Here is a 20860-nt window from a genome sequence, read left to right as displayed (position 1 = left end):
TCCTCCGCTACCCCCGTTTCCTGCTGTTCATTATCGTAAGGCCAGTTCACCTGCGAGTCTGGCCTTATGAAACGTTATTCAACTGCTCTGTTATTTGGTCTGCTGTCACTTACCAGCCAACTGGCTCATGCCGACATTGTTGATGATGCTATTGGCAACATTCAGCAGGCGATCAACGATGCCTACAACCCCAGCAGCAGCAATGACGACGACGATCGTTATGACCGCAGCCGTCAAATCGACAGTCGACAGTACGACGATCGTCGTCGGCAGCTCGAAGACAGACGCCGCCGTTTAGACGAGCGCCAGCGCCAGCTGGATGACGACAGGCGTCGGTTAGAAGAGGATGAGCGCAGGTTAGAAGACGATTACGATCGAGGCTAAAGCCTGGTGGCGCTTCGCAGGCGCAGGCCTGCAAAAACCTGGACCGTAGGCCGGGTAAGGCGCAGCCGCCACCCGGCAAAACTCAGTCCAGTACCAGCACCATCCCGTCATACCCCGCTTCAATGCCGTCGGGCAGCGGGTTATCCATCATCCACACGTCAAACTGATGGCTGATATGCGTCAGGATCACCTGCGGGCAGCCAATCACCTCGTTTAGCGCCATCACGGTATTTAAGTCGCAATGGTTTCGCGGCGTCTCGTCGCGCGGTTCGTGGCTGCAGTCGATAATCATCGCCTGCGGCTGATTGTTGAGCAGGAACTTCACCGTTTTTTCCGGCAGTCCGGCGGTATCGGACAGCCAGGCCACGCGGCTGTGGGCCGATTCCAGCAAATACCCGAAGGTCAGTTTCGAATGGTTGAGCGGCAGCGGCGTGACCCGCAAACCCTGGAGCTCAAACATCACAAACGGTTCGACCGTGTGGCTGAAATCCAGAATCCCCGGATGTTTAAACAGGTCGTCGCATCCCGCTTCATCCGGCGGACCGTAAACGGGGATCGTCGCGCCCACGCCCCAACGCAGGGGGAAGAGCCCCTGGACGTGATCCATATGGTAATGGGTGAGCAAAAATTGCTGAAAGCTGCCTGCGGCCCAGTCGTCCATCAGGTGCGGAATACCGGCATCCAGCAGGGTCACCGCATCGTTGAATTTGACCACCGCGCTACAGGGACGACGGCGATAGTTATCCTGCAGGCGCGCCCGGCGACACGCCGCGCAGTCGCAGCCAAAGACCGGCACGAGTTGCGCGCTTCCGGTTCCTGTTAACGTGATTGTCAGACTCATAACGCACCTCTACAGCGGTTTGGTGAATCGGAAATGGCTCTGCGTATATCCTTCACGAACGTAAAAACGATGGGCGTCCACGCGCTTCACGCTGGTGGAGAGTTCGGTCAGCTCCGCGCCGGCCTCTCGTGCCACCCCTTCCGCCCAGGCCAGCAGCTGGCTGCCCACCTTTAATCCGCGCGCCTGCGGCATCACCACCAACTCCTGGATCTCGCCGATCCAGCGTGCATGGTGGAGGTGAAACTGCAGGTGCAGGCCGATCATGCCGATGACCTGCCCGTCCAGTTCGGCAAGCTGATAGCGCATATTGCGATCCTGCAGATTGGCAAGATAGCCCGCGTGAAACGCCTGGCGATCGAACTCGGCCTGCTTTAACTCGCAGATTAACGCGTAAACGATTTGCGCATCGTCGGCGGTGGCGGGACGAAGCGTGCAGTCAGGCATGCTGTTTCTCCTTCTGACGGATAAGCGATAAAAAGGTCTCGACTGACTGTAGCAAACTTCCGTCGTTATTGAGGACGTGGCAGTCGGACGGGGTATAGCGGGCCGCACGCTCCAGCCGCTGGTCGATCTCACGGGCGGATTCACGCCCCCGGCTCTGCAACCGGCTGCGCAGGACGTCCGGTGAAACCTGCAGGCAGACCGGCAGCAGGGCCGCTCCATAGCGGGCGCGCGCTTGCGAAAGATGCGCCCGTGAACCGTTGACCAGCACGTCGAACCCCGCATGCAGCCACAGATCGGTCTCGATACCGATCCCGTAGTAATAGCCGTTGGCGTGCCAGCTCAGCGCCAGCAGATTTTGCCCGGCACGGGTGAAAAACTCCTGCTCGCTCAGGGCGATATGGTTTTCACTCCCCGCATTCGCCGACCGGGTAATGTACCGGTGCGCCACCAGCAGTTGCGGATGCTCCTGCTGCCGTAAGGCGGACAGCAGGCTGTCCTTACCGGAGCCGGACGGCCCCATTAACCAGATAAGTCTTCCCATCAGAACACCCTCTTTCCCTGACGCCAGACGTGGTCGATATGGATGTGCTCGCCCCTGCGGTGGGCCAGCACCAGATCCGCCCGCTTGCCTTCGGCTATCTCGCCGCGATCCTGCAGGTTAAGCGCCGAAGCCGGGTTTTTCGTCACCAGGCGAATCGCCTGTGGTAGCGTAAAGCGGTTGCCCTCGTCGTCGGCCACCCGGAACGCCGCGTCGAGCAGGCTGGCGGGGTAATAGTCGGACGAGAGGATATCCAGCAGGCCGAGGGAAGCGAGCTTGCTTGCCGCGACGTTGCCGGAGTGTGAGCCGCCGCGCACGATGTTCGGTGCGCCCATCAGCACGTTCATCCCGTGCTTGCGGGAGGCTTCAGCCGCCTCGAACGTGGTGGGAAATTCGGCGATCACGCTGCCAAGCTGATGGGATTCGACCACGTGATCGTGTGTGGCGTCGTCATGGCTGGCCAGCGCGATATTTCGGTCCCGGCACATCGCCGCGATCCTGAGACGGTTAGGCTGCGACCACTGCGCCGCAAGCGCCAACTGCTCTTCTTCGTAACGGGCCATCTCCGCATCGCTGAGAGAATATTTGCCCTGATAGTATTCGCGATACTTTTCGATGTTGGCGAACTGACGCTGCCCCGGCGAGTGGTCCATCAGGGAGACCAGCGAGACTGGCTCGCGGCCGACCAGCTTTTCAAACAGCGGCAGGGTGGTGTGGTGCGGCAGCTCGCAGCGCAGGTGCAGGCGGTGCTCGGCGCGGTTGAGGCCGCGTTTTTGCGTCTCCTCCACGGCGTTGATCATCTTCTCCAGGTTCTCCAGACGGTCGCCGCCGTCGCGCACGTCACCGATGGCCACCGCGTCCAGTACGGTGGTGATGCCGCTGGCGACCATCAGCGCGTCGTGGCTGCTCATCGCTGAATGCGCGGGCCAGTCCACCTTCGGCCGTGGCGTGAAGAACTTGTCCAGATTATCGGTATGCAGTTCGATCAGCCCCGGCAGCAGCCAGCCGCCGTCGCCGTCCATCGCTTCGGGTGAGCGGCTCTGGGTTTCGGCAAACGCGCAGATTGTTCCGTCCTGGATCTCAATCGAGCCGCCAACCACCTCATTGTCCAGTACCAGCTTGACGTTATTGATAATCATGCGGGAGTCCCCATTGGGTGCAGCCGGTCCGCGACGCGGGTGCGAACGTTCTCGTCGTGGAAGATCCCGACGATCGCCGCCCCGCGCGCTTTGGCCTGTTCGATCAGTTCCACCACGGCGGCGCTGTTTTTGCTGTCGAGCGAGGCGGTGGGTTCATCCAGAAGTAAAATCGGGTAGTCGACGATAAAGCCGCGGGCGATATTGACGCGCTGCTGCTCGCCGCCGGAAAAGGTCGACGGGGCAAGGTGCCACAGGCGCTCGGGCACGTTCAGGCGCGTCAGCAGGCTGGCGGCTTTGGCGGCGCAGGTTTCGCGCGGCACGCCGAGATCCAGCAGGGGCTGCATCACCACGTCGAGGGCGGAGATCCGCGGGATCACCCGCAGAAACTGGCTCACCCAGCCGATCGTGGTGCGGCGCACGTCCAGCACCTTCCGCGCGGGGGCCTGTACCAGGTCGACCCATTCATCGCCGTGGCGAATATGAATATGGCCTTCGTCGGGCAAATAGTTGGCGTAGAGGGAGCGCAGCAGGGTCGATTTTCCGCTGCCGGAGTGGCCGTGCAGCACCACGCATTCGCCGCGATTAACCTCCAGAGAGGCATTTTGCAGCACCGGCAGACGCACGCCGTTTTGCTGGTGGAGCACAAAGGTCTTACTTATGTTTTGTACGTGGATCATGTTGGCCTCGCGATTTGTTTTGCCGGGTGGCGGCTTCGCCTTACCCGGCCTACAAGATGCGGTGTTCGTGTTGCCGGGTGGCGGCTACGCCTTACCCGGCCTACAGGTGCGCTATTCGTAGGCCGGGTAAGCGCAGCGCCACCCGGCAGCAGCAACCTCAGTTCTGCAACACGGACGACACCAGCAGTTGGGTGTAGGGATGGTGGGGATCGTCGAGCACACGGTCGGTTAACCCACTTTCCACCACCCGGCCCTGCTTCATCACCAGCAGGCGGTCCGCCAGCAGGCGCGCAACGCCCAGATCGTGGGTGACAATCACCACTGCCAGGTTCAGCTCTACCACCAGGCCGCGCAGCAGGTCGAGCAGGCGCGCCTGCACCGAGACGTCCAGCCCGCCGGTGGGTTCATCCATAAACACCAGCTTCGGGTGCGTGACCAGGTTGCGGGCGATCTGCAGGCGCTGCTGCATACCGCCGGAGAAGGTGGTGGGCAGGTCGTCGATGCGCGAGGCGGGGATTTCCACTTCTTCCAGCCAGCGCTGCGCCGTAGCGCGGATATTGCCGTAGTGGCGCGCGCCGGTGGCCATCAGGCGTTCGCCGATGTTGCCCCCCGCAGAGACCTGACGGCGCAGGCCGTCCATCGGGTGCTGGTGCACCACGCCCCACTCGGTGCGCAGCAGGCGGCGGCGTTCGGCCTCGCTCATGCCGTAGAGGGAGGCGCCCTCATACAAAATGTCGCCGTTCTGCGGCGTCAGGCGCGCGGAGATGGACTTCAGCAGGGTGGTTTTGCCTGAGCCGGACTCGCCGACAATCCCCAGCACTTCGCCCGGCCACAGCTCGAACGACACGTCGCTAAAGCCTTTGCCCGGCGCATACAGGTGGGTCAGGTTGTTAACCGAAAGCAGCGGTTTCATTGGCCGTTCGCCTCGCTCTGTTGGCGGCAAAAATCGGTGTCGGAGCAGACAAACATTCGTTTGCCCGTGTCATCCAGCACCACTTCATCCAGATAGCTGTGTTTGGAACCGCAGATGGCGCACGGTTCGTCCCACTCCTGCACCGTAAACGGGTGATCGTCGAAATCCAGGCTTTCGACACGCGTGTAGGGCGGGACGGCGTAGATGCGTTTTTCACGTCCGGCACCGAACAGCTGCAGGGCGGGCATCATGTCCATCTTCGGGTTGTCAAATTTCGGGATCGGCGACGGGTCCATGACGTAGCGCCCGTTGACCTTCACCGGGTAGGCATAGGTGGTGGCGATATGGCCGAAGCGGGCGATATCCTCATACAGCTTCACCTGCATGACACCGTACTCTTCCAGGGCGTGCATGGTGCGGGTTTCGGTTTCGCGCGGCTCGATAAAGCGCAGCGGCTCCGGGATCGGCACCTGGAAAATCAAAATCTGATCTTCCGTCAGCGGGGTTTCGGGGATGCGGTGGCGGGTCTGGATCAGCGTCGCGTCTTCGGTTTTTTCCGTGGTCGCGACGCCCGTTACCCGCTGGAAGAAGTTGCGGATCGACACGGCATTGGTGGTGTCGTCCGCGCCCTGGTCGATCACTTTCAACACGTCTGCTTCACCGATCACGCTGGCGGTGAGCTGGATACCGCCGGTACCCCAGCCGTAGGGCATCGGCATTTCGCGGCCGCCGAACGGCACCTGATAGCCCGGGATCGCCACCGCTTTAAGTATCGCTCGGCGGATCATGCGTTTGGTTTGCTCATCCAGATAGGCAAAGTTGTAGCCGCTTAAGTTAGCCATGTTTGCGCTCCCGTTGCAGGCGTTTCAGCAGTTCCAGTTCGGCCTGGAAATCGACGTAGTGCGGCAGCTTGAGGTGCGAGACGAAGCCCGCGGCCTCGACGTTATCCGCGTGGGCCAGGACGAACTCTTCGTCCTGTGCCGGGCCCGCGATGTGTTCGCCGTAGTCCGGCGCCTGCAGGGCGCGGTCGACCAGCGCCATGGCCATCGCCTTGCGCTCGCCAAGGCCAAACACCAGCCCGTAGCCGCGGGTAAAGTGCGGGTCTTCATTTTCGGGCGCGACAAAGCCGTTCACCATTTCGCATTCGGTCATCAGCAGTTCGCCGACGTTCACCGCAAAACCTAACTCTTCCGGCACGATTTCAACGTCGATGTAGCCGCTGCGAATTTCGGCGGCAAACGGATGGTTACGCCCGTAGCCGCGCTGGGTGGAGTAGGCCAGCGCCAGCAGATAGCCTTCGTCGCCGCGCATCAGCTGCTGCAGGCGGGACGAGCGTGAACAGGGGTAGACCGGCGGCGTGCGGGTGATATCGTCCGGCTGCGCGCCGGAGTCCTCCTCCGCCTTCGCCAGGCCCTGTTTCGCCAGCAGGCTGAAGACGTGCGGGGACGGTTCCTGTTCGGCGTCAGAGGTGCTGAGCGGCGACGTCTCGCCGTTCGCCAGCAGGGTAAAATCCAGCAGGCGATGGGTGTAGTCACAGGTAGGGCCAAGCAGCTGGCCGCCGGGGATGTCTTTATAAACGGCAGAAATGCGGCGCTCCAGGCGCATCTCCGCCGTATTCACCGGCTCGCTGACCGCCAGTTTCGCCAGCGTGGTGCGGTAGGCGCGCAGCAGGAAGATCGCTTCCACGTTATCACCGCTGGCCTGCTTCAGGGCCAGCGCCGCCAGCTCGCGGTCGGCGATGCCGCCTTCGGTCATTACCCGGTCTACGGCGAGATTAAGCTGCTGCTCGATTTGGGCGACGCTCAGCTCGGGGAGCTGTTCATCGCCCCGTCGTCTGTGCGCCTGCAGCGCATGGGCGGCGGCGATGGCCTTCTCGCCCCCTTTAACGGCAACGTACATCAGCACACCTCCACGTGGGTGGTCCGCGGGATGGCCAGCAGGCGTTCGCCGCAGGTCAGGATCAGGTCAATGCCCAGAGGGAACGGGTGCGGGCGCTCGGTCAGCTCGTGAATGATGCACTCTGGCAGCTGCGGCGCGACCATGCGCTCGTCGGCGATGCCTGCGCCGGTCAGGCGCAGCATGCGGCCGCCGCTCAGGCTGGCAACCTGCAAAATCAGCGTGGCGCTGGTTTCCGGGGCGACGGCGGTGCCTTCGCTCAGGGCATTCAGCTGTTCATGGCTGATTTGTTCGTCGGCCACGGCAAAGATCGCCTGCCGGGGCTGATCGACCAGCGGAGCGCCGGTGTGAAAACGCAGGTTCTGGCTGGCGATGTCGTTCGACAGGGCGCCCGAAAGCCATACCGGGGTATCGTTGTCGGCCAGGGTCAGCAGTACGCTGGTGGTGGCCAGATTTAGCGGCAGCCAGCCCTGGGAGAGCTGGTGCAGCGAGACAATAACTCCCGGCTCGCTCATGGCCTTCAGCAGGCGACGAAAACTGTGTTGGGCATCCTGGACGGCCAGGGTAAAAGCAGGTTGAAGCGTCATGCGTTGTCTCCGCGAACGAGCGTAAAGAAGTCGACCCGGCTGGTATTCACTTCGGCCTGACGCGCGGCAAGACGTGCGGCGCGGTCGGCCTCCAGCGGGGAAATAAGGGTTTCCATCAGCGTCTGGAAATGCGGTGGTTCCTGTAAAAGCGCGTCGATGACCGCGCAGCGCTCGGCGTGGGCTTTATCACGCCCCAGCACGTAGCTGTAGCCCAGCGTGCCGCTGTGCAGGCGGATCGCTGCGCGGGTGAGGGTGGCATCCCCGGCGAAAAAGCGCTCGCCGGTGCCGCCCATGCGCGCCTGGATCTGCACGAGGCCGAGCTCCGGCGCGCGGAGGATGTCGTACCCGGGGGCCAGGCTAAGGGCGTTCATGCGGGCAGACAGCGCAGCAGGCTGGCTGTGGGCCAGCACGCGCATCCAGCGCTGTCGGGTGGCGGTGTCGAAGTGCATTCAGTGCTCCATGGTGAATTCGATCATGTCGGCGCGGGTCAGGCTGACGGAGTATTCCGTCGCGTCGATCTCGCCGTCACGGTGGTTGAGGGTGCGCACGCAGAGCAGCGGGGCCATATTGGGGATTTCGAGCACTTTGCTCTCTTTCGCCTGTGCGCGGCGGGCGCTGATGCGCGTCTGGGTGCGTTTCAGCGCAATGCCTGTCGCATTCTGGAGAAAATCATGTAGCGAACCGCTGGAGAAATTCTGCAGCACTGGCCAGAGGGTGAGATCCGCGAAGTAGTGGTCTATCTGGCACACCGCGACGCCGTTGACCCGGCGCAGCGTGCGCAGGTGGATGACGTTGTCGCCCTCCTGAATACCCAGCGCGTCCGCCACGTGGCTGGAGGCCGGGCGTAATACCGAGAGCAGCTTTTCGCTGGTCGGGTGGCTGCCCTGATCCAGCAGGTTCTGGCTAAAGCGCGCCTGGGCGTTAAGCGGGTAGTCGAACGGGCGCATCAGCACCAGCACGCCCACGCCCTGGCGGCGCTGGACCCAGCCGCGCTCGACCAGCTGGTCAATGGCACGGCGCAGGGTGTGTCGGTTCACTTCATAGCGGTCGGCAAGCTGCTGCTCGGCAGGAAGGTAGTCTCCGCAGCGGTAGTGCGTGCGAAGCTCCACTTCGAGCTTCGCCGCAATCTCTTGCCAGCGGGTAGGATAACTGGTCGGATGTCTGGATAAGTGCATAGAAAACAAAGCCTCGCTTCTCAGATGAAGTGCTTACGCAAACGTTGAGAGAGGAAATCCAGCAGGCTGACGGTGACGATGATAAGCACCATCAGGGCGCAGGTTTGCTGGAACTGGAAACCGCGAATCGCTTCCCACAGGGTGACGCCAATCCCGCCTGCGCCGACCATGCCGACGACGGTGGCGGAGCGGACGTTGGACTCAAAGCGGTACAGGGAGTAGGAGATCAGCAGCGGCATCACCTGCGGCAGGACGCCGTAGAGGATCTCTTCGATTTTATTGGCGCCGGTGGCGCGAATGCCTTCCACCGGACCGGGCTCAATGGCTTCGACCGCCTCGGAGAGCAGCTTGGAGAGCACGCCGGTGGTGTGGATGAACAGTGCCATGACGCCCGCAAACGGACCCAGGCCGACGGCGACCACGAACAGCATCGCAAAGACCATTTCGTTGATCGCTCGACAGGCGTCCATCAGGCGGCGCATGGGCTGGTATACCCACCACGGCACGATGTTTTCGGCGCTCATCAGGCCAAACGGGACAGAGAGAATAACGGCCAGCGCGGTGCCCCAGACGGCGATTTGCAGGGTGACCGCCATTTCGCTGAGGTAGTCCTGCCACTGGCTGAAGTCCGGCGGGAAGAAGTCGGCGGCGAAGGTCGCCATGTTGCCCGCGTCTTTGAAGAGCAGCAGCGGATCCATTTCCGCGCCCTTCCAGGAGATAACCAGCACCGCCAGCAGGATGGCCCAGCTTATGAGCGAGAACCAGCTGCGCTTTGGCGGTGGGAGGGTGATGGTTTGCATGTATTACTCCGCAGGTCTTTGTGTGCCGGATGGCGCTACGCTTATCCGGCCTACGATCCAAAATGTAGGCCCGGTAAGCGCAGCGCCACCGGGCGAAAAGCGTTACTGCACCGCTTTATTCACGCTCGTCATCGCGCCGAGCGCGGCGGTCAGGCGGTCGAGGTCTTCGAGCTGGGCCTGAATCGCGGCCACTTTGCTGGTTTTCTCCTCGTCCTTCAGGCCTTTGTTGTCCTTCACGCCCTGCATCTCTTTAAACAGCGCCAGCTGGCGAATCGGGACCAGCTGCAGGTCGCTTGACGGGCGGAACGGCGCCCAGCCCAGACGTTCGAGGACCGCTTTCTCTTCCGGCGTTTTGCCATAGGTCATAAAGAAGTCGTACACCTTGTCCTTGGTGCTTTCGGACAGGTTTTTACGCCACACGATCGGGTCGCCGGGGATCAGCGGGGATTTCCAGATAACCTTGATCTCTTTCAGCTTGTCCGGGGCGGAGGTCTTCAGCTTGTCGAGGTTCTCGGTGTTGTTGGTGGCAACATCCACCTGCTTGTTGGCCACGGCCAGAGCGTTGGTTTCATGGCTGGCGTTCACCGTGCGTTTGAAGTCGCTGGCGGAGGCGTTGTTTTTGGCGAAGACGTAGTAGCCAGGGACAAGATAGCCGGAGGTCGAGTTCGGATCGCCGTTGCCGAAGGTCAGCTCTTTGCGTTTGGCGAGCATGTCATTGAGGTTGTTGATTGGGCTGTCTTTGTTGACGATCAGCACGCTCCAGTAGCCCGGGGAGCCATCTGCCGCGACGGTCTGGGCAAAGACCTGGCCGTTCGCGCGGTCCACCGCTTCCATGGCGGAGAGGTTGCCGTACCAGGCGATGTCTACTTTATTAAAGCGCATCCCCTGGATGATGCCTGCATAGTCCGGGGCGAAGAAGGCGTTCACTTTGATCCCCAGTTTGGTTTCCATATCTTTCAGGAACGGTTCCCACTGAGGTTTCAGGTTTTGCTGTGATTCCGTCGAAATAATGCCGAAGTTCAGCGCTTTTTCCTGCTCTTGTGCATACGCCGGGCTTAACAGGGTGCTGAGGCTGAACATGCTGGTAAAGGCCAGCGCGGCAACGGCTTTGTAGCTCATGTACTTTCCTCGGATCGGGTTTAATTAAGCAGCCTGCGCGTTCTCTTCGACGCGGTTAATGCTGCGATAGAGATGGTCAAAACGTTCGTTATCAAACTGATGGCTCGCGCCATCAAAGAACACGTGTCCCTGACGCAGGGCGACGATGCGTTCGCAATAGCGCAGGGCGTAATCCACCTGATGCAGCGTGACCACTACTGTGATGCCGTCGTTCTGGTTAATGTCGCGCAGGGTTTCCATCACGATGCGGGCGGACTCCGGGTCCAGCGAGGCGATGGGTTCGTCAGCAAGAATGATTTGCGCTTTCTGCATCAGCGCGCGCGCAATCGCCACGCGCTGCTGTTGTCCACCGGACAGGGTGGAGACGCGCTGGTGGGCGAAGTGCGCCATCCCGACGCGGGTCAGCGCCTGTAAGGCTTCCTGCTTCTGGGAAGGGGTGAACCAGCGCAGACAGGTGCGCCAGAACGGAGTGCTGCCGAGCGCGCCAATCAGCACGTTCTCCAGCACCGTCAGGCGGTTTACCAGGTTGAACTGCTGGAAGATGTAGCCCGTCTGGGCACGGCTCTTGCGGATATCGCTCGCCAGACGCCCGGCGCGCTGCACGGTATTACCCAGCAGCTCGACGTGGCTTTCCGGTGTTTTATCGCCGGTGATAAGCCCGCTCAAATGGCGCAGAAGGGTGGATTTACCCGAGCCGGAAGGCCCGAGAAGCGCCACCATGTCGCCCTGCCGGACGGTCAGATCAACGGCATGCAGAGCCTTGTTGTGATTGAAGGTCTTGCTCAGTTTCTCGACGCGGATGACAGTTTGCATGTGCTGGGCCTCACGATAAATGTGGCCTCATGCTGGCGCATCAATGTGACATTTGGGTTAAGTGCAGGTTGCGGGAGTTTGAAGAGTTGAGCGGAGTTTGATGACAATCACCGTAGGCCCGGTCAGCGCAGCGCCACCGGGCGCTGTTGCCGGATGCGCTGCGCGTGTCCTGCCTACGACGTTTGTTGCTTGACGACGTTAATCATCCACGGCACGCCGTATTTGTCGGTGACTTTACCGAAACCGTGCGCCCAGAAGGTCTCCTGCCAGGCCATTTCGATATTCCCGCCATCGGCAAGGTTGTCGAACCAGCGCTTGCCTTCATTGACGTCCTGGGTGTCGAGCACCAGCGTAAAGCCCGCGTACTGCGCGTTACTGCCGGGCGGCAACCCGTCGCTCATCATGATATCGCTGCCCGCAATGCGGACGTTGGAGTGGGCGATAGCCGAATCCGGAAATTGCATACCGGACGGACAGCCTTCATCGCTGTTATCGCTTTTTGGCATATCGCCGAAGGTAATTTTATAGAGAAGCTCTGCGCCGACGGCTTGCTGGTAGAAGGCGGTGGCCTCAGCGCAGTTGCCGGCGAAAGAGATGTAGGGACTTAACGGCATAATCTTTACCTCACGTAAGAAAAGCCCATTAAGTGTAGTTCCCGAAAGCCCGGCAAGCGAAGCGCCACCGGGCGGGTAAATCAGTTCTTTTTCACGAACTCTGATTTCAGTTTCATCGGACCGAAGCCGTCAATTTTGCAGTCGATATTATGATCGCCTTCAACCAGACGGATATTCTTCACTTTGGTGCCGATTTTCAGCATGGAAGAACTGCCTTTCACCTTCAGGTCCTTAACGACGGTAACGCTGTCACCGTCTGCCAGCAGATTGCCGTTCGCATCTTTCACGATGAGCGCATCAGCATCCTGAGTCGGCTCGGCATCATTCCATTCATGAGCGCATTCCGGGCAGATGAACATGCCATTATCTTCATAGGTGTATTCAGAATTGCATTTTGGGCAGTGTGGAAGTGACATATCGGTATCCTCAAAAGTGTAAACGCGCTGGAAAGTGCCAGCTAAATGACGGCAGGGTGCCGAAAAAGGCGGCAAGTATAGCGCAAATCCACACCGTTGTCGGTGATATTGTGAATTAAAAAAGGCAAAAAGCGTATCGGGAGTGACACGTTCTGTCAGTCAGTTAAGCGATGCTTACGCCCATTAACACGGTGGGAAGAAATGACGATAAATATATCGAATATTTTATTGCAGCAAATTGCTACGCTCTGCCATTTCGGATAAGGTGAAGCGACACATTGTTATTTATTGCCGGACTTCACTGCCCTACATATCTTATGGCAGTGGCGCATTACCTCTCTTTTTAGGTGGATAAATAATGATGATATATCCTGAAGTTTCTTAAAAATGGGCTACGCTTTTTTCTTTTGGCTAACGGGCCAGGAGAGAAGCTATACACGCCATGCAAGGATAGTGAATTATTTCTGATTATCTTCAATCAGTTATATTTCGGCGAACATGTTTTCCACACGTGATCATATAAGCCTGAACGACATAATTAAAACAAGTGGCTTAATAAAAGTAATAAATTTGCGTTAAGGAAAGGCTTTTATCATGCACACACAGACCATTTTTGAATTAAGCCAGGAAGCGGAGCGTTTGTTACAGCTTGCCCTGCAAAATCTTGATACGTTGAAATCAATGCCGACTGCAATGCTGGAGAGCACTGCGGCTGCTATTACAGGCGAAACGAACAACGTTTTACCTTTGCATTTTAGCGCACGCGGCGTCGACGCGCAGCAGGCGATGCTGAATAATGAATTACGGAAAATAACCCGGCTGGAAATGGTCCTGGCCATTGTGGGCACCATGAAAGCGGGAAAATCGACCACCATTAATGCGATTGTGGGTACCGAAGTGCTGCCGAACCGCAATCGTCCGATGACGGCGCTGCCGACGCTGATCCGCCACACGCCGGGCCAGAAGGAGCCGGTGCTGCATTTCTCTCATGCCTCCCCGATTGATGAATTGATCCAACTGCTTCAGAAACAGCTATGCGATTACGATCGCGGGAAGCTGGCCCAGCGTCTGGAAATTGATAAAGACATGAATACGCTGCTGGAGCGCATTGAAAAAGGGGAAGCGTTTGAGAAGCATCATCTGGGCGCGCAGCCGATCTTTCATTGTCTGAAAAGCCTCAATGACCTGGTGAGACTTTCTCAGGCGCTGGGCGTGGCGTTTCCGTTCTCAGAATATGCGGCGATCGAACATATCCCGGTCATTGAAGTGGAGTTCGTGCATCTTGCGGGCCTGGATGCCCACCTCGGGCAGTTGACGCTGCTCGACACGCCCGGGCCGAACGAGGCCGGACAGCCGCATCTGCAAAAAATGCTCAGCGAGCAACTCTCTCGCGCATCGGCGGTGCTGGCCGTGATGGATTATACCCAGCTTAAATCCATCTCTGATGAAGAAGTCCGCCAGGCCATTTCCGCGGCGGGAAAATCGGTGCCGCTGTATGCGCTGGTTAATAAATTCGATCAGAAAGATCGCAATAGCGACGATGAAGAACAAATCCGGGCGATGATCTCCGGCACCTTAATGAAAGGCAATATTTCTCCGGGCCAGATTTACCCCGTGTCGTCCATGTGGGCGTATCTGGCGAACCGCGCGCGCTACGAGTTGAGTACGCACGGGCAACTGCCGGATCATCAGGAGCAACCCTGGGTGCAGGATTTTGCCGAAGCGGCACTCGGACGTCGCTGGCGTACGGCGGACCTGGACGATATCGACCATATCCGACATTCTGCCGATTTGCTCTGGGAAGATTCGCTCTTCGAGCAACCGATACGTAAGCTGATTTACGCAGCCTATGCCAATGCCTCGCTATACGCGCTGCGTTCAGCCTCGCATAAGCTGCTCAACTACGCGCAAAATGCCCGCGAGTATCTCGATTTCCGCTATCAGGGGCTGACGGTGGCCTTTGAGGCGCTGGAGTTGAATATCGCACGTCTGGAAGAGGACATGGCGCTTTTGCAGACGCGTCAGTGCGTGGTGAGCGATGAGGTGAAACACGAGGTTGAGGAAGCGCTGAGCGCTACCGCGGACTTTATCGGGTCCCAAAAAACCGCGCTACACCATGAAATTGACCTGGTGTTCAGCACGCACCCGATTCTTGATTTGCCAGGCACCGAACGGCATAACCTTCGCGGTGAGGTGCTGAAGCAGCTGGTTCTGGACGATGAAGGGCAGGCGCAGATTGCGCTGAGTAAATTACGCGCCTCCTGCGAGCAGGTGATGCTGGATGCCCAGACGAAGATCGGCCGGGAGCTGGCGTTACGCTTCGATCAGCTGGAGTCCACGCTGGCGCGCTCTCTGAACGAAGCCATGCGTCCCATCGAAACGCGTATTAAAGAGCATCTGAGCCATGCGGGTTTTCGGGCGCGGATCAGCTTCCCGGCGTTTCAGGCAAGCCAGCTTAACTTCAATACGCGGGCGCTGTTCAACGATGCGATTGCGCAGGACGACAGCCAGACCGTCCCTCCCTCCGGCGGGAGCAGCATGCGTGAAACGGTCTCTCGTTGGCTCAATAATCCGGGCTGGGGCTGGGACGAGTATGTGGAAACGCGCACGCGGTATGTTATCGACATTGCGCAGCTACATGACAAATTTAAGCAACATATTGATCAGTTTTGTGAACAAATACGTAAAGCTTTGTCCGCGCAGGTCGATGTCTCTGTTACGGCAGGAATGGCGACGTTCTTTGCAGAATTTTCGTTGTGCCTGACCGGGTTACAGGAAAGCTTGCGTGATAGCCTCGCAGTGCGTCAGCAAAATGAGCACTCAACCCGAGCGCTCTGCCAGTTGTTGAAGCAAAGCATCACTACTGCGACGTGGATACAGGAAGATACCCGACTGTTACGCGATGATATTCAAACCCTATTCGCGGCAGAGCAACCATGACAACACCACTACTGGACGGCCCCGGGCGAACGCTGGAGTGTATTAATCCAAAATTTATGGTCGATCTGGTGCAGGGGGGAGACGCAGCGCGTCATCCTCGCCTGGGACCACAGCAGCTGCAGTTTCGTGAGCGTTTGACGCAGGAAATCATGACGCATACCCGGCTACGCCCCTGGGCGATGGCGGGGATGCTCAATGAAAATGCGGGGCTGCGTCTGGGGCTGGCGGAAAAACTGGCCAGCATGCTTGATCCGGGTCATCTCGCGCTGACGCTGATGGCAGAGAAGCTGATAGCGCTGCGTCAGCAGACTCACCCGCGCACCCTGCAGTCCCCCGGACTGACACAGCAGTACGCCGATCTCGTGTCTCATTTTACCCAACGCGCAGCCTATAAGGAAAAGGCGCTGACCCAGCGCGGCCTGACGGTGCAGGCGGGTGAGCACAGCGAGCAAATTTTTACCCGCTGGCGGGCCGGGCATTATGATGGCTGGTCGCTGGCCGGGCGCTGTTTTATCGTCCTGGAGGAGCTGCGCTGGGGGGCATTTGGCGACGCATGCCGTCTCGCAAACGAAGATGTGGCGGCAATGCTTAAGGATAACCTGCGCAGCATGGCGGCTAACTATCTGGCGCAGGGCATCAATGCCTCCCCCACGACCCGCCATTTTTATCACCAGTGGCTGACAACGCCGGCTTCGCCGGGATTGATCGATCATAAAGACATGCTGGGCTGGCTGGGGGACTGGTGTCAGGCGGATAAGCATCCGGTGAGCTGGTCAGTGACGCAAAACTGGCAGACCGTCGCGCTGGGAATGCCGAGGCTCTGTTCGGCAAAACGGCTGGTGGACGGGATGGTGGAAGAGATTTTTGGGTGAATCCCTTCTTCCCCTCACCCTGATCCTCTCCCCGGGGGGAGAGGGAATGGTTTGGTGCGGCGCGTTAATGATTCATTTCAATTGGTTTCGGTTCAGGCTGGGTCTCTTGCATATTCCCGTAGCGTTTCGCATACAGCGCCGTGACGATCGGCACCAGAATCGCGGTGACAATCACGCTGGCCGCAACCAGCGCCGTCGCGGAAGCGGCCACCGGTTCGAAGGCCGGGTTAATCTGGGCAATAATCACCGGGTTGGCGACGGCAGCGCCTGCGGCTGAAGAGGCGGCGACTCCCGCTGTGCCATTTCCTCCCCCGATCGCGCGGTCGGCAATGATTAGCGGGATACCGGTAATGATAATTACGGCGACACCCAGCACAATACCCAGTAGGCCAGTATCAAGGATAACCTTCAGATTAATGGTGTTTCCCAGCGCGAAGCCGAAGAACGGGATCAGCACCGGCGTGGCTTTGCTGAAGAAATCACGCAGATCGTGATCGAGATTGCCAAGGGCAAAGCCGATCAGGAAGGGCAGGATCGCGCCGACAAAGTGGTGGGGTTCAAAAGAGGCCAGGCCAGCAGACCCCAGGATCAGCATCGTCATCAGCGGGCCAGACTCCAGAGACATCAACACAAATGCGCCGGACTCTTCTTTTGTCCCGTACTGATTCATCAGGCTGGCGTACAATCCGCCGTTAGTCATATCCATCGCTGAGACAATCGCCAGCACCGATAATCCCGCGAAGAACCCGGTCTGAACTCCAGTCTCCGGGATGAACATCGCGCATATCATCGCTACTGCCCAGGCTACCGCTATTTTGGTTATTACCAGCGTACCGGATTTCCGTAATACGGTACCCGTCGCCCGCAAATTAATGGATGCACCGATACAAAAAAACCAGACGGCAAGAATCGGAACCGTGCCCGTTATCATGCCTTTTGTGAAACCGCCAAAATAAGCCCCGGTATCAGGGGCAAGGGTATTCAGGATGGCGCCCAGTACCAGCGGAACCAGCATCATACCGCCGGGTATGCGTTCTATCGTGGCTTTAATCTTCATAGACAATCCTCACATCTGACCCCGCCTGACGGGCGATCGGTGCTAAAAATTAGTCAATAAATTCAATTGATTGGCGTTTGTGCTTGAGGGGCATTTCTCGATAACCCTGCAAGGAAAATAAATGAGTGCTCTCGATTTACCTCATTGGAAAACACATGAAACGTTGTATTCGGATTTATCATGCGATCAATGGAACATTGATTCAATGAAAATAAAACATCGTTTTAGTTATCTTTGTCACATATTCAATGTAAAAACATCGATGGCTTCCTGATGATGAAAATTTATGTAAATTGGATGTGAGAAAACGTGGTTTGTTTTTTTTGTTGAGAAAGAACTCATGATGTGTGTGAAGGGGGCTCTAAAGGCGGGGATGAGAAAGTGCTTATTTGCACTCATTGACAAATCCGGGAACGAATTGACCTGACGCTGAAATATGTGTGAAGTTGATCACAAATATAAACGCTGGTAGGGTAAAAAGGTCATTAACTGCCCAGGCAGGCGTCAACAGGTTCGGTTGTATCGACGTAAAACGTCAATGTAAGTAAACCTGCTACGCTTGAATAAGGCGATTCGCATGGAGCGGATCCCATGGTTCACAGAACGTAAACTGGACTGTGAAACAGACAGGGCCGAGTCAACGAGGATAGCTATGCTGAGAAGGAAAAAGATTAAACCCATCACGCTTCGCGACGTCACCATTATTGATGACGCAAAACTGCGTAAAGCGATTACCGCAGCCTCGCTCGGTAATGCGATGGAATGGTTCGATTTTGGTGTCTACGGCTTTGTGGCCTATGCGTTAGGTAAAGTGTTTTTCCCCGGGGCCGATCCCAGCCTGCAGATGATTGCCGCACTGGGTACGTTCTCCGTCCCCTTCCTGATTCGCCCGCTGGGTGGTCTGTTCTTCGGTATGCTCGGTGATAAATATGGTCGTCAGAAGATCCTGGCTATCACCATCGTCATTATGTCGATCAGTACATTCTGTATCGGTCTTATCCCGTCTTACGCCACCATCGGCATTTGGGCACCGATCCTGCTGCTGATCTGTAAGATGGCACAGGGCTTCTCCGTGGGCGGTGAATATACCGGCGCCTCGATCTTTGTTGCCGAGTATTCCCCCGACCGTAAGCGCGGCTTTATGGGAAGCTGGCTGGACTTCGGCTCCATTGCCGGGTTCGTTCTGGGCGCGGGCGTGGTGGTGCTGATTTCAACCGTAGTGGGGGAAGCGAACTTCCTCGACTGGGGCTGGCGTATCCCGTTCTTCCTGGCACTGCCGCTGGGGATCATTGGTCTCTACCTGCGTCATGCGCTTGAAGAGACGCCTGCGTTCCAGCAGCACGTCGATAAGCTGGAACAGGGTGACCGTGAAGGGCTGCAGGATGGTCCGAAGGTATCGTTCAAAGAGATTGCCACTAAGCACTGGCGCAGCCTGCTGACCTGTATTGGTCTGGTGATTTCGACCAACGTGACCTACTACATGCTGCTGACCTACATGCCGAGCTATCTGTCGCATAACCTGCACTACTCGGAAGATCACGGTGTGCTGATTATTATCGCCATCATGGTCGGTATGCTGTTTGTGCAGCCGATTATGGGCCTGTTGAGTGACCGTTTTGGCCGTCGACCGTTCATTATTCTGGGAAGCGTTGCGCTGTTTGCGCTGGCAATCCCGGCATTTATTCTGATTAACAGCGATGTGCTGGGGCTGATTTTTGCCGGTCTGCTGATGCTGGCGGTGATCCTTAACTGCTTTATCGGGGTGATGGCCTCAACGCTGCCCGCGATGTTCCCGACCCACATTCGCTACAGCGCGCTGGCCGCGGCCTTTAACATCTCGGTACTGATTGCCGGTCTGACCCCGACGCTTGCCGCCTCGCTGGTGGAGAGCACGCAGAACCTGATGATGCCGGCTTATTACCTGATGGTGATCGCGGTGATTGGTTTGATTACCGGTATTACCATGAAGGAGACGGCGAATCGTCCTCTGAAAGGCGCCACGCCTGCGGCATCGGATATTCAGGAGGCGAAAGAGATCCTGCGTGAGCACTACGATAACGTAGAGCAGAAGATTGAGGATATTGACGCAGAGATTGAAGAGCTGCAGAAAAAACGCTCCCGACTGGTGGATCAGCATCCACGCATCAACGAGTAATAAAGAAACCCGCCAACGGCGGGTTTTCTTTTATTAGCATCCGGCGGCGATGTAGTCGCCATTGGTACTGATGGGGATCACCGTCAGGAACAGCACCGTCGCGAACAGGATCAGGACTATCCCTCCGGCTATTTTGACTGCCGGCACCAGCCATCTTAGTGAGGCGCTTTCTCCGAACCAGGTCACCGTACGTTCGCGGGCGTACCGTACAGCCAGGGAAAGCCCCACAATAGAGAGCGCGGTTCCCAAAGACATGGTCATGACTGCGGCCACTCCCCAGGTAACAATACCCAGCGCGTTCGAGAACATCAGAATCATGATCGCCCCGCTGCACGGACGTGCCCCAATTGCCAGAATCACGCCCAGACGGGTTTTCCAGTCTCCCTGCGTCAGGTCCGTGCCTACGCCGTGATGGCCGCAGCCACAGTGTTCGTCGTGCTGATGAAGCGGCTTAATGGCAGAGACAGACATCCTGCGCGGGCGCAGACTCTTCAGCGCCTGGTAAATGACAAATGCGCCGAATGCGCCAATAAGCACTGCGCTGATCTTCTCCACGTACCAGCGGCTGGTACTGATATCCCCTGAGGCGAGGTTGAACCCTACCGCCAAAATAAAGACAAACAGAATGGCGCTGACGCCCTGCATCAGGCTACCCAGGAAGGGGACGACCCGGGCGGCCAGCTCGCTTTCCTTATTGGTGGTCAGATAGGTCGTCACAATGAATTTTCCGTGCCCGGGTCCGATGGCGTGAAGGACACCATAAAGGAAAGCCCCCGTTAACAGCCATAACCCACCGCTGTACTGGTGGTTATTCAGCTGCAGCAGGTACATCACCAGATAACGGTGCAGGGTAATTTGCGTGGCAAGACACCACTGGATAAAGGCGTTCCAGTGCGTATGCAGGGTAAAACCGGCAAAGAGAATTGCCAGCAGCATCAACCCAGCGGTAGGGAGACGCCAGTCACGGGTGAGGCGTTGTGTGGTCATGAAGCGGCCTGCACAGAGGAGAGTATTTGCCGCTAGTATAGTTGATCTTCCCGCTCAATTCGTGGGATCGCGTCCGGATCCGTGCATGATTGTGGATAACTATGTGCATAAAAGGGTATAAGGCGGGGTTTTGCTGGGGAATGCAGCAGTCAGTCATTTTTTTGCAACTTTTCGGTTGCGGTCGTTCGGGAACTCCCTATAATGCGCCTCCATCGACACGGCGGATGTGAATCACTTCACACAACAAGCGGTTCGGTTGAAGAGAAAAAATCCTGAAATAACGGGTTGACTCTGAAAGAGGAAAGCGTAATATACGCCACCTCGCAACGGTGAGCGAAAGCCGCGTTGCACTGCTCTTTAACAATTTATCAGACAATCTGTGTGGGCACTCAAAGTGACATGGATTCTTAACGTCCTCGGACAATAAATGAATACCAAGTCTCTGAGTGAACATGCGTAATTCATTACGAAGTTTAATTCACGAGCATCAAAC

Annotated in this window: 22 protein-coding genes; 4 read left to right on the top strand and 18 right to left on the bottom strand. The window is 57.9% G+C overall.

Annotation, left to right across the window (positions count from 1 at the left end; all coding sequences use genetic code 11):
- Nucleotides 1–66: 66 nt before the first annotated feature.
- Nucleotides 67–384, top strand: a complete 318-nt coding sequence (gene yjdP, locus LJA86_RS20560) for a DDRRRQL repeat protein YjdP (protein WP_045909191.1) — start codon at nucleotides 67–69, stop codon at nucleotides 382–384.
- Between the two features lie 82 nt (nucleotides 385–466).
- Here yjdP and phnP read toward each other — a convergent pair whose 3' ends face one another.
- The 16 genes from phnP to LJA86_RS20480 all read right to left on the bottom strand — a co-directional run bounded on the left by phnP (nucleotide 467) and on the right by LJA86_RS20480 (nucleotide 12356).
- Nucleotides 467–1225 (bottom strand): phosphonate metabolism protein PhnP, encoded by a 759-nt coding sequence (gene phnP, locus LJA86_RS20555; protein WP_045909192.1) that lies wholly within the window; start codon nucleotides 1223–1225, stop codon nucleotides 467–469.
- A gap of 9 nt (nucleotides 1226–1234) precedes the next feature.
- Nucleotides 1235–1669 (bottom strand): aminoalkylphosphonate N-acetyltransferase, encoded by a 435-nt coding sequence (phnO, locus tag LJA86_RS20550; RefSeq protein ID WP_045909193.1) that lies wholly within the window; start codon nucleotides 1667–1669, stop codon nucleotides 1235–1237.
- The gene (gene phnN, locus LJA86_RS20545) at nucleotides 1662–2213 is read right to left on the bottom strand and encodes a ribose 1,5-bisphosphokinase (protein ID WP_090393124.1); all 552 of its coding nucleotides are present in this window, start codon (nucleotides 2211–2213) and stop codon (nucleotides 1662–1664) included. Before phnN ends, phnO begins: the two co-directional genes overlap by 8 nt.
- Nucleotides 2210–3346, bottom strand: a complete 1137-nt coding sequence (gene phnM, locus LJA86_RS20540) for an alpha-D-ribose 1-methylphosphonate 5-triphosphate diphosphatase (protein WP_229226665.1) — start codon at nucleotides 3344–3346, stop codon at nucleotides 2210–2212. Before phnM ends, phnN begins: the two co-directional genes overlap by 4 nt.
- Nucleotides 3343–4023 (bottom strand): phosphonate C-P lyase system protein PhnL, encoded by a 681-nt coding sequence (phnL, locus tag LJA86_RS20535; RefSeq protein ID WP_229226664.1) that lies wholly within the window; start codon nucleotides 4021–4023, stop codon nucleotides 3343–3345. The genes phnM and phnL overlap by 4 nt, the downstream gene beginning before the upstream one ends.
- 157 nt (nucleotides 4024–4180) lie before the next feature.
- Complete coding sequence (phnK, locus tag LJA86_RS20530) at nucleotides 4181–4936, bottom strand: phosphonate C-P lyase system protein PhnK (protein ID WP_111967834.1); 756 nt, start codon at nucleotides 4934–4936, stop codon at nucleotides 4181–4183.
- Nucleotides 4933–5778, bottom strand: coding sequence for an alpha-D-ribose 1-methylphosphonate 5-phosphate C-P-lyase PhnJ (phnJ, locus tag LJA86_RS20525; RefSeq protein ID WP_229226663.1), 846 nt, complete (start codon nucleotides 5776–5778; stop codon nucleotides 4933–4935). Before phnJ ends, phnK begins: the two co-directional genes overlap by 4 nt.
- Entirely contained in the window at nucleotides 5771–6835 is a 1065-nt protein-coding gene (locus tag LJA86_RS20520; protein WP_196347359.1) for a carbon-phosphorus lyase complex subunit PhnI, read from the bottom strand. Before LJA86_RS20520 ends, phnJ begins: the two co-directional genes overlap by 8 nt.
- Nucleotides 6835–7419 carry a phosphonate C-P lyase system protein PhnH gene (gene phnH / locus LJA86_RS20515; protein ID WP_023345283.1) on the bottom strand — a complete coding sequence of 195 codons (585 nt, stop codon included), beginning with the start codon at nucleotides 7417–7419 and terminating at the stop codon, nucleotides 6835–6837. The genes LJA86_RS20520 and phnH overlap by 1 nt, the downstream gene beginning before the upstream one ends.
- Nucleotides 7416–7868 (bottom strand): phosphonate C-P lyase system protein PhnG, encoded by a 453-nt coding sequence (gene phnG, locus LJA86_RS20510; RefSeq protein WP_229226662.1) that lies wholly within the window; start codon nucleotides 7866–7868, stop codon nucleotides 7416–7418. The genes phnH and phnG overlap by 4 nt, the downstream gene beginning before the upstream one ends.
- On the bottom strand, nucleotides 7869–8594 hold the full coding sequence (gene phnF / locus LJA86_RS20505) for a phosphonate metabolism transcriptional regulator PhnF (protein ID WP_023326523.1): 726 nt from the start codon (nucleotides 8592–8594) through the stop codon (nucleotides 7869–7871).
- A gap of 20 nt (nucleotides 8595–8614) precedes the next feature.
- The gene (gene phnE / locus LJA86_RS20500) at nucleotides 8615–9394 is read right to left on the bottom strand and encodes a phosphonate ABC transporter, permease protein PhnE (protein WP_048226491.1); all 780 of its coding nucleotides are present in this window, start codon (nucleotides 9392–9394) and stop codon (nucleotides 8615–8617) included.
- 102 nt (nucleotides 9395–9496) lie between these two features.
- The gene (gene phnD / locus LJA86_RS20495) at nucleotides 9497–10513 is read right to left on the bottom strand and encodes a phosphonate ABC transporter substrate-binding protein (RefSeq protein ID WP_024906756.1); all 1017 of its coding nucleotides are present in this window, start codon (nucleotides 10511–10513) and stop codon (nucleotides 9497–9499) included.
- Nucleotides 10514–10537: 24 nt separating this feature from the next.
- Nucleotides 10538–11326 carry a phosphonate ABC transporter ATP-binding protein gene (gene phnC / locus LJA86_RS20490; RefSeq protein ID WP_023618659.1) on the bottom strand — a complete coding sequence of 263 codons (789 nt, stop codon included), beginning with the start codon at nucleotides 11324–11326 and terminating at the stop codon, nucleotides 10538–10540.
- 173 nt (nucleotides 11327–11499) lie between these two features.
- On the bottom strand, nucleotides 11500–11940 hold the full coding sequence (gene yjdN, locus LJA86_RS20485; protein WP_229226661.1) for a VOC family metalloprotein YjdN: 441 nt from the start codon (nucleotides 11938–11940) through the stop codon (nucleotides 11500–11502).
- A gap of 80 nt (nucleotides 11941–12020) precedes the next feature.
- Complete coding sequence (locus tag LJA86_RS20480) at nucleotides 12021–12356, bottom strand: zinc ribbon domain-containing protein YjdM (RefSeq protein ID WP_048226496.1); 336 nt, start codon at nucleotides 12354–12356, stop codon at nucleotides 12021–12023.
- 594 nt (nucleotides 12357–12950) lie between these two features.
- On the opposite strand from LJA86_RS20480, the gene crfC reads away from it, so the two are divergent.
- Together crfC and LJA86_RS20470 are read left to right on the top strand one after the other, a co-directional pair.
- Nucleotides 12951–15296: a clamp-binding protein CrfC gene (crfC, locus tag LJA86_RS20475; RefSeq protein WP_229226660.1), complete on the top strand. Its 2346-nt coding sequence runs from the start codon at nucleotides 12951–12953 to the stop codon at nucleotides 15294–15296.
- Nucleotides 15293–16168 carry a diguanylate cyclase regulator RdcB family protein gene (locus tag LJA86_RS20470; RefSeq protein WP_045909207.1) on the top strand — a complete coding sequence of 292 codons (876 nt, stop codon included), beginning with the start codon at nucleotides 15293–15295 and terminating at the stop codon, nucleotides 16166–16168. The genes crfC and LJA86_RS20470 overlap by 4 nt, the downstream gene beginning before the upstream one ends.
- Before the next feature lie 64 nt (nucleotides 16169–16232).
- Here LJA86_RS20470 and kdgT read toward each other — a convergent pair whose 3' ends face one another.
- Nucleotides 16233–17225: a 2-keto-3-deoxygluconate transporter gene (gene kdgT, locus LJA86_RS20465; protein WP_229226659.1), complete on the bottom strand. Its 993-nt coding sequence runs from the start codon at nucleotides 17223–17225 to the stop codon at nucleotides 16233–16235.
- A 652-nt stretch (nucleotides 17226–17877) separates the two neighbouring features.
- Here kdgT and proP point away from each other — a divergent pair.
- Nucleotides 17878–19380 carry a glycine betaine/L-proline transporter ProP gene (gene proP / locus LJA86_RS20460; protein ID WP_024906762.1) on the top strand — a complete coding sequence of 501 codons (1503 nt, stop codon included), beginning with the start codon at nucleotides 17878–17880 and terminating at the stop codon, nucleotides 19378–19380.
- 33 nt (nucleotides 19381–19413) lie between these two features.
- Here proP and LJA86_RS20455 read toward each other — a convergent pair whose 3' ends face one another.
- Nucleotides 19414–20367, bottom strand: a complete 954-nt coding sequence (locus tag LJA86_RS20455) for a nickel/cobalt transporter (RefSeq protein ID WP_048226502.1) — start codon at nucleotides 20365–20367, stop codon at nucleotides 19414–19416.
- Nucleotides 20368–20860 lie beyond the last annotated feature (493 nt).

Source organism: Enterobacter sp. TCD1-1 (assembly GCF_020567405.1).
In the GTDB taxonomy this organism is placed as follows: Bacteria; Pseudomonadota; Gammaproteobacteria; order Enterobacterales; family Enterobacteriaceae; genus Enterobacter; species Enterobacter quasiroggenkampii.
Note: the sequence above shows the minus strand (reverse complement) of the source record. Positions and strands in the feature narration are given on the sequence as shown.

What these genes read in the sequence shown, in the direction of transcription:
- yjdP (WP_045909191.1), top strand. Translation starts at nt 67, where the DNA reads ATGAAACGTTATTCAACTGCTCTGTTATTTGGTCTGCTGTCACTTACC.
- phnP (WP_045909192.1), bottom strand. Translation starts at nt 1,225, where the DNA reads ATGAGTCTGACAATCACGTTAACAGGAACCGGAAGCGCGCAACTCGTG.
- phnO (WP_045909193.1), bottom strand. Translation starts at nt 1,669, where the DNA reads ATGCCTGACTGCACGCTTCGTCCCGCCACCGCCGACGATGCGCAAATC.
- phnM (WP_229226665.1), bottom strand. Translation starts at nt 3,346, where the DNA reads ATGATTATCAATAACGTCAAGCTGGTACTGGACAATGAGGTGGTTGGC.
- phnL (WP_229226664.1), bottom strand. Translation starts at nt 4,023, where the DNA reads ATGATCCACGTACAAAACATAAGTAAGACCTTTGTGCTCCACCAGCAA.
- phnK (WP_111967834.1), bottom strand. Translation starts at nt 4,936, where the DNA reads ATGAAACCGCTGCTTTCGGTTAACAACCTGACCCACCTGTATGCGCCG.
- phnJ (WP_229226663.1), bottom strand. Translation starts at nt 5,778, where the DNA reads ATGGCTAACTTAAGCGGCTACAACTTTGCCTATCTGGATGAGCAAACC.
- LJA86_RS20520 (WP_196347359.1), bottom strand. Translation starts at nt 6,835, where the DNA reads ATGTACGTTGCCGTTAAAGGGGGCGAGAAGGCCATCGCCGCCGCCCAT.
- phnH (WP_023345283.1), bottom strand. Translation starts at nt 7,419, where the DNA reads ATGACGCTTCAACCTGCTTTTACCCTGGCCGTCCAGGATGCCCAACAC.
- phnG (WP_229226662.1), bottom strand. Translation starts at nt 7,868, where the DNA reads ATGCACTTCGACACCGCCACCCGACAGCGCTGGATGCGCGTGCTGGCC.
- phnF (WP_023326523.1), bottom strand. Translation starts at nt 8,594, where the DNA reads ATGCACTTATCCAGACATCCGACCAGTTATCCTACCCGCTGGCAAGAG.
- phnE (WP_048226491.1), bottom strand. Translation starts at nt 9,394, where the DNA reads ATGCAAACCATCACCCTCCCACCGCCAAAGCGCAGCTGGTTCTCGCTC.
- phnD (WP_024906756.1), bottom strand. Translation starts at nt 10,513, where the DNA reads ATGAGCTACAAAGCCGTTGCCGCGCTGGCCTTTACCAGCATGTTCAGC.
- phnC (WP_023618659.1), bottom strand. Translation starts at nt 11,326, where the DNA reads ATGCAAACTGTCATCCGCGTCGAGAAACTGAGCAAGACCTTCAATCAC.
- yjdN (WP_229226661.1), bottom strand. Translation starts at nt 11,940, where the DNA reads ATGCCGTTAAGTCCCTACATCTCTTTCGCCGGCAACTGCGCTGAGGCC.
- LJA86_RS20480 (WP_048226496.1), bottom strand. Translation starts at nt 12,356, where the DNA reads ATGTCACTTCCACACTGCCCAAAATGCAATTCTGAATACACCTATGAA.
- crfC (WP_229226660.1), top strand. Translation starts at nt 12,951, where the DNA reads ATGCACACACAGACCATTTTTGAATTAAGCCAGGAAGCGGAGCGTTTG.
- LJA86_RS20470 (WP_045909207.1), top strand. Translation starts at nt 15,293, where the DNA reads ATGACAACACCACTACTGGACGGCCCCGGGCGAACGCTGGAGTGTATT.
- kdgT (WP_229226659.1), bottom strand. Translation starts at nt 17,225, where the DNA reads ATGAAGATTAAAGCCACGATAGAACGCATACCCGGCGGTATGATGCTG.
- proP (WP_024906762.1), top strand. Translation starts at nt 17,878, where the DNA reads ATGCTGAGAAGGAAAAAGATTAAACCCATCACGCTTCGCGACGTCACC.
- LJA86_RS20455 (WP_048226502.1), bottom strand. Translation starts at nt 20,367, where the DNA reads ATGACCACACAACGCCTCACCCGTGACTGGCGTCTCCCTACCGCTGGG.